General features: G+C 72.5%; 8 protein-coding genes and 1 pseudogene. All 9 read left to right on the forward strand.

Going from position 1 to position 13,025, the window contains the following annotated elements; translation table 11 throughout:
* Positions 1 to 142 precede the first annotated feature (142 nt).
* Positions 143 to 1,495, forward strand: a complete 1,353-nt coding sequence (locus ACIA5F_RS14235) for a glycosyltransferase 87 family protein (RefSeq protein WP_399352527.1) — start codon at positions 143 to 145, stop codon at positions 1,493 to 1,495.
* Positions 1,496 to 1,581: 86 nt separating this feature from the next.
* Positions 1,582 to 2,334 (forward strand): FkbM family methyltransferase, encoded by a 753-nt coding sequence (locus ACIA5F_RS14240; RefSeq protein ID WP_399352529.1) that lies wholly within the window; start codon positions 1,582 to 1,584, stop codon positions 2,332 to 2,334.
* Between the two features lie 53 nt (positions 2,335 to 2,387).
* Complete coding sequence (locus ACIA5F_RS14245; protein WP_399352530.1) at positions 2,388 to 3,554, forward strand: glycosyltransferase family 4 protein; 1,167 nt, start codon at positions 2,388 to 2,390, stop codon at positions 3,552 to 3,554.
* Between the two features lie 228 nt (positions 3,555 to 3,782).
* The gene (locus tag ACIA5F_RS14250) at positions 3,783 to 4,526 is read left to right on the forward strand and encodes an ABC transporter ATP-binding protein (protein ID WP_399352532.1); all 744 of its coding nucleotides are present in this window, start codon (positions 3,783 to 3,785) and stop codon (positions 4,524 to 4,526) included.
* Positions 4,526 to 6,514: an FtsX-like permease family protein gene (locus ACIA5F_RS14255; RefSeq protein WP_399352534.1), complete on the forward strand. Its 1,989-nt coding sequence runs from the start codon at positions 4,526 to 4,528 to the stop codon at positions 6,512 to 6,514. Before ACIA5F_RS14250 ends, ACIA5F_RS14255 begins: the two co-directional genes overlap by 1 nt.
* A gap of 160 nt (positions 6,515 to 6,674) precedes the next feature.
* Positions 6,675 to 7,322 carry a LuxR C-terminal-related transcriptional regulator gene (locus tag ACIA5F_RS14260; RefSeq protein ID WP_399352536.1) on the forward strand — a complete coding sequence of 216 codons (648 nt, stop codon included), beginning with the start codon at positions 6,675 to 6,677 and terminating at the stop codon, positions 7,320 to 7,322.
* A gap of 580 nt (positions 7,323 to 7,902) precedes the next feature.
* Positions 7,903 to 8,028 (forward strand): annotated as a pseudogene (locus ACIA5F_RS14265) (transposase); the annotation flags it as partial.
* A gap of 702 nt (positions 8,029 to 8,730) precedes the next feature.
* Entirely contained in the window at positions 8,731 to 9,945 is a 1,215-nt protein-coding gene (locus tag ACIA5F_RS14270; protein WP_399352538.1) for an exonuclease SbcCD subunit D, read from the forward strand.
* Entirely contained in the window at positions 9,942 to 12,953 is a 3,012-nt protein-coding gene (locus ACIA5F_RS14275) for an AAA family ATPase (protein WP_399352540.1), read from the forward strand. Before ACIA5F_RS14270 ends, ACIA5F_RS14275 begins: the two co-directional genes overlap by 4 nt.
* The last annotated feature ends 72 nt before the right edge of the window (positions 12,954 to 13,025 follow it).

The following is a 13,025-nucleotide window of genomic DNA, read 5'->3' on the forward strand; positions in this document are numbered from 1 at the left end:
CATGAACACCCGAGCAGGCAGTTTCCATTCTCGTGGCGCGGCCGGCCACGGGTCCTGGGCGGGTGACGGTAGGGGAAACCCGACCAAGAAGTCTCGACCTAGCTCTGATGACCTCGACGGCGCCCGCGAGTGCAATGGCACTGTGAGATTCCGTCGAGTCGAATACCCGGTCACCACCGCGGACACGGTCACCGACCCCGCGGCCCCCTCCCTCCCCTGGTGGAACCGTCGGGGCACGTGGGCCACAGGATGGCTGCTCGCCGCCCTGTGGGCCGCCGCCTTCCCCGTGGTCTCCTCGCTGGATACGCACAGGCTCTGGGGAACGAGCGCCGCGCTCGGGTACGCGGCTGCCGCAGCCGTCTCCTACGGGCTGCCCGGCCCACGTGCCCGGCGTGCGGCGGTGGCCCTCGCGCTGGCCGGCGCGGTGGTGGTGCCACTGCTCTTCCTCGTCCTGACGGGACGGGCCCAGAGCGAGGTCGACGTAATCGAGCGCTCCGGCCGATTGCTTCTGGAGCAGGGAACCCCGTACCTGCCCCACCCGCGCAAGGTTACGGACTACACGCCGTACCTCCCCGCCATGGCTCTGCTCGGCATCCCCAAGGCGTTGGTGGGCGACCACGGCTGGGCGGCCCGGCTGCTCGGTGACGCCCGGATCTGGTGCGCGGCGGTGTTTCTTCTCTGCCTGCACTCGGCTCGGCTGACGCTCCGTCGTCCCAGGTCGGCCGCCACCCTTACGGGCCCGCGCGCGCGGTTGCCGTACGGAACGGCCGTGGCGGCGCTGATCGCGTCTCCCGTGGTGGCCCTGCCCCTGTGTGTCAGCGGAGTCGACCTCCCGCTGACCGGCCTGTGTTGCCTGGCGCTCGCCATGGCGGCCCGCGGGCGCCCGGCGGCGGCGGGGCTGACGCTCGCCGTAGTGTGCTCCCTCAAGTGGACCGCCTGGCCCGCGATCGCGGTGGTCGTGCTCCTGCTCGGGCATGTGGCGGGCCGCCGGGCAGCCCTGCGGTGCGCGGGCACTGCGGTAGCCGGCGCGACCCTGCTGATCCTGCCCAGCGCGGTGCTCTCACCTGGGGCCATGATCCAGCAGGTGCTGGCCTTCCCGACCGGACGCGGCGACCTGCCGACCCCGGCCGCCAGTCCGCTGCCCGGCCGGCTGCTGGCGGACCTGGGTCCGGCCGGCTGGTACGCGGCCGTCGGTCTGCTGATCTGCGGGGCGCTCGCCGTCGCCGCGTCCCTAGTGCACCGCCCGCCCGCTCATCTGCGGGCCGCGGCCGACCGGCTCTCGATCGGCCTGCTCGTGGCCTTCACCCTGGCGCCCGCCGGACGCTTCGGCTACCTCGCACTACCCCTCGTGCTGATGGGGTGGGCCCGGCTCGCCGATCCGCGCGAACCGGTCCCCAGCCTGACGGTGCGCGGCGCACGGCCCGAACGCGCCGCCCCCGCCGTCCCGGCTCGGCGCACGTACGCCGCCACCGCCTTCCGCACGGGAGGGGAATGATGACCGGCCCGCTGCCGCACCGACGGCCGTCTCCCGCCGACGGCCACCGCCCGCCGTACGGGGCCGGGGGAGAGACCGCCGGCCGGGTGGCCGGCGGCACCGACGGCCTGCCCGGCAAGCGCATCAGGGGCGTGGCTGCCGCCCTGAGCCGGGCGGCCGTCCACTGCTCCTTCGTGGAAGAAGAGGTTGCCGGTCTCGGCGCGTTCGTCGTGCCCGGCGACGTCTGCTTGGACATCGGCGCCGAATACGGCCTCTACACGTGGACGCTGGCCGCCCTGGTAGGCCCCTCCGGGCGGGTGCACAGTGTCGAGCCCCTGCCCGGTCCCGCCCGCTGGCTGCGCACCGGCGCCCGGCTCCTGGGCTGCCGCAACGTCACCGTCCACCGCACCGCCCTCGGTGCCCGTCCCGGTCACGGGACCCTGAGCCTGCCCCGGCGCAGGGGGCTGCCGGTGCACGGGCGCGCCTTCCTGACCCAGGGGGCCTCCGGGCCCGGCCCCAACAGCGAGTTCCGCACATCCCGGCCGGTGCCGGTCCCGGTCCGGACGCTGGACCAACTGGCGTACCGGGCGGGCATCGGAAAGCTGGGATTCCTGAAGGCCGATGTCGAGGGCGCCGAACTCGCCGTCCTGACCGGGGCGCAGCAGGTTCTGCGCCGCTGCCGGCCGACCTTGCTCCTGGAGATCGAGAGCAGGCACATGGACAAGTACGGAGCACGGCCGGCCGACGTGGTCAGCCATCTCCACGACCTCGGATACGGCCTCCACCGCAGGCGCGGAGGGAGCTGGGCCGAAACCACCCACATCACCGACGACTGCCGCAACTACCTCTTCGTCCCCTGAGGTCCCGTGTCCGGCATTCAAGATGATCCATACCGAAGGCGGCGACGGCACCCATGAGCACCACCCTTGTCATCACCAACGACTTCCCGCCACGCCAGGGCGGCATCGAGACCTTCGTCCACGCGATGGCCACCCGCGTTCCCGGCAACGACGTGGTGGTCTACACCTCGAACGAACCGGGGGCAGCCGCGTACGACGCCACCCTGCCGTTCCCCGTGATCCGGGACTCCACCCGCACCCTGCTGCCGACCCGGCGCGTCACCCGAAGGGCGCTGGCCATCGCCCGCGAACACGGCTGTGACCGGGTCTGGTTCGGTGCGGCGGCCCCGCTCGCCCACATGGCCCCGGACCTGCGGCGGGCCGGCATCCGCCGGACCGTCGCCACCACTCACGGTCATGAGATCTGGTGGGCACGTACGCCCGGGGCGCGCCAACTCCTGCGACGCATAGGCGACAGCGTGGACGTGGTGACCTACCTCGGTGACTACACCCGGTCCCGCATTGCACCCGCCCTCGGACCGCGGGCCCGGATGAGCCGGCTCGTGCCGGGAGTCGCCCCCGAGGACTTCCGGCCGGACCTCCCCGCGCGGTACGTCCAGGAGCTCCGCGACCAGTACGGCCTCAACGGCAAGAGGGTCATCCTGTGCGCCTCGCGCCTGGTGCCGCGCAAGGGGCAGGACGTCCTGATCCGCGCTCTGCCGCTCATCCAGCGAGCCGTACCGCAAGCCGCGTTGGTGATCGTCGGCAAGGGACCGTACGAGCGGCGGCTGCACGCCCTGGCCCGCAAGCACACCGCGGAGGGTTCCGTCGTCTTCGCGGGTGGCAGGGGCCACACCGAAATGCCCCCCTTCTATGCGGCAGCCGACGTCTTCGCCATGCCGTGCCGCACCAGGCGCGCGGGCCTGGAGGCGGAGGGTCTGGGCATCGTCTTCCTGGAGGCGGCGGCCAGCGGGCTGCCCGTGATCGCCGGTGACTCCGGCGGCGCACCCGACACCGTGCTCGAAGGGCGGACCGGGCACGTCGTCGACGGGACGGACGTCAAGGCCGTCGCCCGATCCGTCGCGCAGACCCTGCTGTCGCCGGACCGCGCCGTGATGGGCGCCGCCGGACGTCAATGGGTCGAGCGGCAGTGGTCCTGGGACGCCTCGGCCCGCCGGCTGACGCAGCTGCTCGACCCCGACCTGGAGAGGCTGCCGGAGGAGCACGCGCACCCACGCTGACGAAGGCGGACGGCTCCGGTGGCGGCGTACGGGACGGCTGCGGCGCAGGTGTGCGGGTCCGGCCGGTGACGTACGCCGCCGCCGGGGTCCGCGATGGCCTCACAGGTTCTTCAGCTCGGCCGATGGTAGGGAAAACCCTCCCGCGAAGACTCCTCACAGGCCCACTGTCCAGCGCCTGCGTCCGTGCTGGACTGGACGTATCACCTCCGACCGTACTGAGGACCACCGATGACACTGCTCACCGACATCCAGCTACCGGCGACCCAGATGGTCTCCGTCTCCAAGAGCCACCCCGGTGCGACGGGGCCGGTGCCGGTGCTGCGCGACGTCACCGTGGGGTTCCCCGCGAAGTCCATGACCGCGATCATGGGCCCGTCCGGGGCGGGGAAGACGACGCTGCTGCACTGCGCCGCGGGGCTGGACCGCCCCACGAGTGGACAGGTGTTCCTGGGCGACACGGACCTGGGTGCCTGCGACGAGAAGCAGCTGACGCTGATCCGGCGCAGTCGCATCGGTTTCGTCTTCCAGCAGTTCAACCTGCTGCCCATGCTCACGGCGTATGAGAACGTGGCGTTGCCACTGAGGCTGAACGGCCGGCCCCGACACGCGGTCGTCGTGGAGGCCCTGCGACAGGTGGGCCTGGAGGACAAGGCGGGACACCGTCCCGCGCAGCTCTCCGGCGGCCAGCAGCAACGCGTGGCCATCGCCCGGACCCTGGTGGTCCAGCCTGAGATCGTCTACGCGGACGAACCGACCGGATCGCTCGACCGGCAGACCGGCCGACAGATCATGGCGCTGCTCCGGGACGTGGTGGACCGGACCGGCGGGACCGTGGTGATGGTGACCCACGACCCGGTGGCGGCGGCCTGGGCGGACCGGGTGGTCTTCCTTCACGACGGCCGAACCGTGGACAAGATCGACAACCCGACGGCTGAGCAGGTCGCCGCCCGCCTCGGCCGGTGGGAGTCCTGATGTGGCGCCTCTCCGTACGCTCGGTACGCCACTACTGGGTGCTGTTCGCGGGAACCCTCGTCGCGCTGGCCCTCGGCGTGGCGCTGATCGGGGTGTCGACAGCGGCGCTGGCCGCGACCTGGAACGTACCGCAGCCTTCCGGCTCCGGTGACACCTCCATCACCCTCACGGACGGCAAGGGTACGAGCCACACCTTGGTCACCGGTGCCCCCGACATGGGCGGGATCCAGACCGTGCTCGTGATGGCCGGCGTCGTCTCCGCCTTCGTCACGGTCTTCGTCATCGCCGGAACCGGCGCTTTCGGCGTCGCCCTGCGCCGCCGGGACATGGGCCTGCTGCGGCTGGTCGGCGTGGGCGGACCGCAGGTGCGGCGCATGGTGATCGGCGAGTCGGTGGCGGTGGCGCTACCCGCGACGCTCGTGGGCTGCGCGCTGGCGGCCGTCACCACACCGCCCGTGCTGCGTGGCCTCAACGGTACCGGCCTGTCGCCCATCGAGATGCGGGCCGGGTCGCTCGGCGGGCCGCTGCTGTTCGCCGCGTCGTGCGGCTTCCTCATTGCCGTGCTCGGCGCGCTGGCGGCCTCCCGGCAGGCCTCACGCACCGGACCCGTCGAGGCGCTGCGCGAGGCCGATCTGGACTCCCGGGCGATGACCGCCGGACGCGGGACGACGGGTGTTCTGCTGTTCGTCAGCGGCGCCGTGATGCTCGCCCTGACTCCGAACGCGGGCTTGGAGGCGGCCACCCCGCTCGCGCTCTTCGGCCCGATGGCGCTGACTCTCTCGGCCGCGTTGCTCTGTCCTCTCTACCTTCCCTCGCTGATACGGCTGGTGACCGCCGGACTCAAGCGGCCCCAGTCCGTGCCCGGCCTCCTGGCGGTGGCAGCGGTGAGTACATCGAGGCGCCGGACCGCCTCACTGGTCGGCCCGGTCCTCGCCATCGTGGCCATCGTCGGCACCTTCACCGCGGTGATGGCCACCACCGGCGCCACCGTCACCGCCGACGACCGGCAGCGGACAGCGGGCCAGTTGGTGGTGGAGTCCGTCACGCCGGGCAAGGGTCTGAGTCAGGACGTGCTGGCCGAGCTGCGCGAACAACCGGGCGTCCGCGCCGTATCGGCGCTCGCTCCGATGGACGTCGCGGTGGCCGGGCCGTACTCGGCGTGGGAGGACGACGCGGCCGTCGTGGACGTACCGGAACTGGCCCGTACGCACCGCGTCAGCGCGCTGGAGGGCAGCGTACGAGCACTCGCACCGGGCACGGTCGCGGTCTCGAAGGAGTTCTCCGACTGGTACGGAGTCCATGCGGGCGACCGGATCACCTACGGGCGCTTCGGTGGTCAGCCGGTCACGGCCGACGTGACGGCGGTGCTGGACGGCGGCTCGGCGGTGCCGCACGTGGTCCTTGCCCCCGGTACGAGTGGAGCGGCGGCGCCCGAGCGGGCGACGGTCCTGCTGGACGGGGCACCGGGCGGAGCCGACGTCGAGGCGACGGCGGCACGGTTGAACAGCGAACTGCGGGACGCGGGCGCCAAGGCGACACCTACCGCGGACTGGTTCGGTGCCTCCGCCGGTGAGCAGGACCGTCTCAACGACCTGGTCCTACTGGTACTGGTCGGACCCGCCTCGGTGTACGCGTTGATCGCGGTGGCCAACACCCTGGTCATGTCGTACAGCCGACGTGGCAGGGAGATCGCCGGGATGCGCATGGTCGGCGTCAGCGAGGACCAACTGCGCCGGATGGCTCTGTGGGAGGCCCTGACCACTACCCTGGCCGGCGCGGGGGTAGCCGCCGTCGTGATCACCCTCGGCCTGTGGGCGTACGGGGGAGCACTGGAGGCCACGTACGGAACGGTCGACATCAGTGTCCCCTGGACAGTCCTTGCCGGCCTCGTGGCCGCGTGTCTGGCGGCCGCCATCGCAGTAGCGGTGTCCGCGACGAGGCACCTTGCCGGACGAAGTGCCATCGCTGTGCTCAACTCATATCAATGACACCGATGTTCGTATCGTCTGCGGGCCGTGCTCCTCTATGCTGAGCGCACTGCGCACCAGGCTTGATCGAGCGCACATGCTGGTACTCCAGCCTTACCCTCAAGCGGCATCGTCCGTTTCATCCCTCCCGCTGGGTCGACTTCAGCACTCAGGAGCCGCCATGCGCGTTGTATTGGCCGAAGATTCTGCCCTTTTGAGGGTCGGCATGGCGCGGTTGCTGACGGACGAAGGGGTTGAGGTTGTCGCATCGTTGGGCGACGCCGAGAACCTCCTCCAAGTGATCCGTGAACGCTCCCCCGATGTAGCCATCATGGACGTCCGGATGCCCCCCACCTACACGGACGAGGGCATCCGAGCGGCCCGCCAGGTCCAAGTCGACTGTCCGGCAACAGCGGTTCTTGTTCTATCCCAGTACGTCGAGCATGGTTATGCTGAAGAGCTCCTGCGCAACGCGCCCGCCGGCTCCGGGTATCTGCTGAAGCAGCGGGTAGGTGACTTCGATGAGTTCCTCTCCGCTCTCAGACGAGTGGCCAAAGGCGAGACCGTGCTGGACTCCGAAGTGTTCAAACAGTTCGTCGGAAATCCCCGGGAACGCCGCACTATCGACATCCTCACCTCCCGCGAACTACAGGTCCTCGAACTCGTCTCCACCGGCCTCACCAACAGTGGCATAGCCAAGCGACTGGGCATCTCGGAACGCGCTGTGGAGAAGCACGTCACCTCAATCCTGAGTAAATTGCAGATCCCAGCCTCAGGAGAGAACCACCGCCGCGTACTGGCGGTACTCGACTACCTGCGAGGCGTGTAGCCAGGCCGAGGGGCCGGTGCCCCCGCCCTTTGAGCCCTCGTCGGCGCCCCGAGGATTCTCGTGCTGAACGATTGGATGCTCCAGGCGAGGGGCGTGCTTAGGGCTCCTTGCCGAGTCGGTGCGAGCCTGGGCCGTACGGGCCCAATCGCTGGAGGGTGCACCGGCACTCCTGGCTAGAATGCCTCGGCGCACGCCTGCCGCATTTCGGCCTCCCTGCGCGTTTCCTGTCTCCCAGAGCTGTCGAGCGGTCACGTAGGAACGGGAAGCAGTCGGCGTTATGGGGGCGGTGAGGCTTTGTGTATGACGCTCACTCTGCGCGTAATATACACCAGCTGTGCGCCCGATTCCTTTCAGGTGGACCGGTGGCCTGCGGTTTCCTTTCGCGTGTTTCCTGTTCGCATCTTTGCGAAACAGAAAACGGTCGAGCTGGTTGGGTGAAGTTCCGAGAATGGCTTCTTTCGTCGAGCAAGGTGTGAAACGCGTAAGTCGGTGCATTGTGGCGTAGAGCTGAGATATTCTGGTCGGCCGTGGCTGGTGTGATGATTCGGCCGTCCGTGGTGGTGTGAGTACTCGACCGTGGATCGTGGACGACGAGTTGTGGGCACTGATCGAGCCGCTGCTGCCGCCTTGGCCGACGAGGTCACCGGGGCCGCGGCCGGTAGCTGACCGGCTGTGCCTGCAAGGGATCTTGTACATGCACGGAACGGACGCCCCGACCGACTCACCCCGATAGACGCCCCATCCCCTGCCCGCATCGTGGCCCTGCGCGGCACCGACAACTGGTGGGACGAACCGGGCCTGCGAGCCGCCTTCACCCGGGCCTACACCCGCGACCGTCTCCGTTGATCCCCGACCTGGGATCCCTCGAACCCGCCGCGCCGTCCTCCTCGGCCTGCTCCTGACGGTCCGTACCCGCACCCGCCTCCACCTCGCCGGCCCCCTCAGCCGCACCCTGAACCGACACCTGGTACACCACCGGCACCGAAGCGCCTTCCGCATCCACCCCAACTTCACCACGGCCGAGGCATCAGGCGGCTGTCGGGGAACCTGCTCCGGCCCGCCCCCTGACTGGTGACGCGCGGTGCTTTGCCAGGCGTGGGTCGGGGGTGGGGCTCGTCTCCAACGGATCGTTCCGCCGCAGGTCACGGCCAGAGCTCGGGCGGCGTGGGTGTGCTGATCGGCTTCGCCGACGGCAACACCTTCGTGTCTGAGCCGGGCGTGCCGCTGTGGCCGAGGTGCTTCGGCGTAGTAAGAATTGTCCTCCAATTTTTTCGGGGTGATCTTAGGTGAGCGGCGGATCAGGGGGCGCCATGCGTTAGCGTGGCAAGCGTTGATGGCGAGCCCCCGTGCTGGTTCGTGCTGACTTTTGAGGCGCAGTAGGGGTAAACGTGCAGGTCAGAGCGATTTCATGAGATTCCTGCACACCTCCGACTGGCACCTCGGCCGCTCCTTCCACCGCGTGAACCTGCTCGGCGCCCAGGCCGCCTTCGTCGACCACCTCGTGGAGACCGTCGCCGCCCACGAGGTCGATGCCGTCCTCGTCTCCGGTGACGTCTACGACCGGGCCGTGCCCCCGCTGCCCGCCGTCGAACTGTTCGACCAGGCCCTGCACCGGCTCGCCGCGCTCGGCGTGCCCACCGTGATGATCTCCGGCAACCACGACTCCGCCCGCCGGCTCGGCGTCGGCGCCGGGCTGATCGGCCGGGCCGGAATCCACCTCAGGACCGACCCGGCGGGCTGCGCCGACCCCGTGGTGCTGTCCGACGTCCACGGCGAGGTCGCGCTGTACGGGCTGCCGTACCTGGAACCGGCCCTGGTCAGGGACGGTTTCGGGGTGACGAAGGTCAGCCACGAGGCGGTCCTGTCCGCGGCCATGGACCGGATCAGGGCGGACCTGGCCACCCGCGCGCCCGGCACCCGTTCCGTCGTCCTCGCCCATGCCTTCGTCACCGGCGGCCAGGCCAGCGACAGCGAACGCGACATCGCCGTCGGCGGGGTCGAGTCCGTGCCCGCCTCCGTCTTCGACGGGGTCGACTACGCGGCCCTGGGCCACCTCCACGGCTGCCAGACGGTCGGCGAACGGGTCCGCTACTCCGGTTCCCCGCTCGCCTACTCCTTCTCCGAGGCGGCCCACCGCAAGACCATGTGGCTGGTCGAACTGGGCGCGGCGGGCGAGATCGCGGGCGCCGAACGGATCGACACCCCCGTGCCCCGGGCGCTCGCCCGGGTCCGCGGACGGCTGGACGCCCTGCTGGAGGACCCCGCGTACACCCCGTACGAGGACGCCTGGGTCGAGGCCACCCTGACCGACCCGGTCCGGCCCGAGGACCCCATGGTCCGGCTCGCCGCCCGCTTCCCCCACACCCTCAGCCTCGCCTTCGACCCCGAGGACCGCGCCCCCGAGGCCGCGGGCTCCTACGCCCAGCGGCTCAAGGGCCGCAGCGACCAGGAGATCGCCGAGGACTTCGTCGCCCACGTGCGCGGCGGCGGCCCCGCGGACGAGGCCGAGCGGGCCGTGCTCCAGGACGCGTTCGCGGACGTACGCGCCCAAGGAGGCCGGGGCGGCCAGGACGGCCAGGACCCCCACGAGACCCGCCCCACCCCGCAGGAGAGCGTCCGATGAGGCTGCACCGGCTGGAGGTCACCGCCTTCGGGCCCTTCGCCGAACGGCAGGAGATCGACTTCGACGCGCTCTGCGCCGCCGGGATCTTCCTGCTGCACGGGCCCACCGGCGCCGGGAAGACCTCCGTCCTGGACGCCGTCTGCTACGCGCTCTACGGATCGGTGCCCGGCCCCCGCCAGGCCCCCGGCACCGGACTGCGCAGCGACCACGCCGCCCCCGGCACCCCGACCGAGATCACCCTGGAGCTGACCGCGGGCGGACGGCGCCTGGAGATCACCCGGCGCCCCGAACAGGACCGCCCGAAGAAGCGCGGGACCGGCACCACCCGGGACAAGGCACAGAGCCTGCTGCGCGAGCACACGGGCCGGGCCTGGGAACCACTGAGCCGGTCCCACCAGGAGATCGGCGAGGAGATCGAACAGCTCCTCGGCATGAGCCGGGAACAGTTCTGCCAGGTGGTGCTCCTGCCCCAGGGCGAGTTCGCACGGTTCCTGCGCGCCGACGAGGCCGCCCGCGGCCGGCTCCTGGGCCGGCTCTTCGACACCCGGCGCTTCGCCGCCGTCGAGACCCTGCTCGCCGAACGCCGCCGGGCCGCCGAGGCCAAGGTCCGGGCCGGAGACGAGAAGGTGCTCTCCACCGCCCAGCGACTCGCCCAGGCCGCCGGGGACAGCGCCGACCTGCGGGCCTGGCCGCTCCCCGGGCACCAGCCGGGCGACCCCGGGCTGGCCTCGGCGGTCCGGGCCTGGGCGGCCGTCGCCCGGTGCGCCGCCCGGGAACGGCTCACCGTCGCCGAGTACGCCCTGAGCGCCGTCGAGAGCCGCTGCGCCACCGCCCGCCGGGACGCCGAGGAGGCCCGGGAACTCGACCGGCTCCAGCGCCGCCACGCGGAGACCACCCGCCGGGCCGCCCTGCTCACCGCGGCCGGAACCGAACGCGAACGGGTACGCGGCCTCCTCGACCGGGCCCGCCGGGGAGCCCTGGTGGCCCCCGCCCTGGAACTGCGCGGAGCGGCCTCGGCCGCCCACCTCTCCGCCGCCCACGCCGAGACGGCCGCCCGCGCCGGACTCCCGCAGGCCCTCGCCGGGGCCGGGGCCGAACAGCTCGCCACCGTCGAACAGCGGCTGCGCGAGGACCTCGGCGCCCTGGGCGCCGCCCACCGGGACGAGCAGCGCAGCGCCGCGATCGGCCGCGCGCGGGCCGACCTGGAACGCGAGGCGAGGGCCGCCGAGGAGCAGCACCAGGAGTCCGCCCGGTGGCTGGAGGAGTGGGAGACCACCCGGGCCGCCCTCCAGCGGCGCGCGGACGCCGCCCAGCAGGCCGCGACCCTCGCCGAGCAGCTCGCGGGCCGGCTGGAACCCGCCCGCCTCCACCTCGACGCGGCCCGGCGCCGGGACACGCTCGCCGCCGACGCGCGGCAGGCCGCCACCGCACTCCTCTCCGTCCGCGAGGAGTCGGCCGCCGCCCGGCAGCGCTGGCTGGAGCTGAAGGAGGAGCGGCTGCGCGGGATCGCCGCCGAACTGGCCGGGGCGCTGGTGGCGGGGGAACCGTGCGCCGTGTGCGGTTCGCCGCACCACCCGGCCCCGGCCCGGCCCGCCCCCGGCCACGTCGACCGCGCCGCCGAGGACACCGCCCACGCCGCCTTCGAACAGGCCGAGGCGGCCCGGTCCGCCGTCGAACGCCGGCTCGCCGCCGTCGAGGAGGCCCGCACCGAGGCCGAGGCCGCCGCCGGGTCCGCCACCACCGCCGAACTCCTCGCCCTGACCGCAGAGCTGAGCTCCCGCCACGCCGCCGCCCACGCCGAGGCCGCCGGGGCGCACACCGCACGCGAGCGGCTCACCGCCGCCGAGCGGGAGCACGCCGCACGCAGCTCCGACCGGCAGGACGCCGAGCTCCGGGCCGCCGCCCGCGCCTCCCGGCGCGAGGCCCTGGACCAGGAACAGGCCTCGCTGGAGTCCGGACTCGCCCTGGTGCGGGGCGGCGCGCCCACGGTCGCGTCCCGCGCCCGCACCCTGGAGGACCGGGTCCGCACGGTCGCCGGGGCCGCCGCCGCGCTGCGCCGGGCCGAGGCCACCGCCGCCCGCCTCAAGGAGGCCGACGACCAGCTCGCCGACGCCGCCTTCACGGCGGGCTTCGACACCACCGGGGCCGCCGCCGACGCGGTGCTCCCGGAGTACGAGCGCACCGCGCTCCAGCACCGGCTGGACGGCTGGCAGGCCGAGGAGGCCACCCTGGCCGACCGCCGCGCCGAGACCGGCACCGCCGCGGCGGCCGATCTGCCCCCGGCCCGGCCGGAAGCCGCCGAGGCCCGCGCGGCCACGGCCGCGGCACAACTGCGTACCGCGGGCTCCGCCGTGGACGCCGCCCGCTTGCGGTGCGCGGAACTGGACCGGCTCTCCCGCCAGGCCGGGCAGGAACTGCGCGCCCTGGGACCGCTGCGCGAGGCGTACGACCGGGTGGCCCGGCTCGCCGGGCTCACCGCGGGCACCTCCGCCGACAACGAGCGCAGGATGCGGCTGGAGGCGTACGTCCTGGCCGCGCGGCTGGAACAGGTCGCCGCCGCGGCGACGGTACGGCTGCTGCGCATGTCCGGGGGGCGTTACACCCTCGTCCACTCCGACGCCCGGTCGGGCGGGCGCGGGCGCTCCGGCCTGGGCCTGCACGTGGTCGACGCCTGGACCGGCAGCGAGCGGGACACCGCCACCCTGTCCGGCGGCGAGACCTTCTTCGCCTCGCTGGCCCTCGCCCTGGGACTGGCCGACGTGGTCACCGACGAGGCGGGCGGCATGCGCCTGGACACCCTCTTCATCGACGAGGGCTTCGGCAGCCTCGACGACCAGGCGCTGGACGAGGTGCTCGACGTCCTGGACTCGCTGCGCGAGCGGGACCGCAGCGTCGGCATCGTCAGCCATGTCGCCGACCTGCGGACCCGGGTGCAGACCCAGCTGGAGATCGTCAAGCAGCGCGGGGGCTCGGTGGTGCGCCACCGCACCGCGGCCCACCCCGGCTGACGGCCCCCCGCCCCCTCACCGGCTCCGGGAGGACGTCACCGGGGGAACGCGGACGGGCCGCTCGTCCCCCTC

The organism is Streptomyces sp. NPDC051567 (assembly GCF_044454165.1).
Taxonomy (GTDB): Bacteria; Actinomycetota; Actinomycetes; order Streptomycetales; family Streptomycetaceae; genus Streptomyces.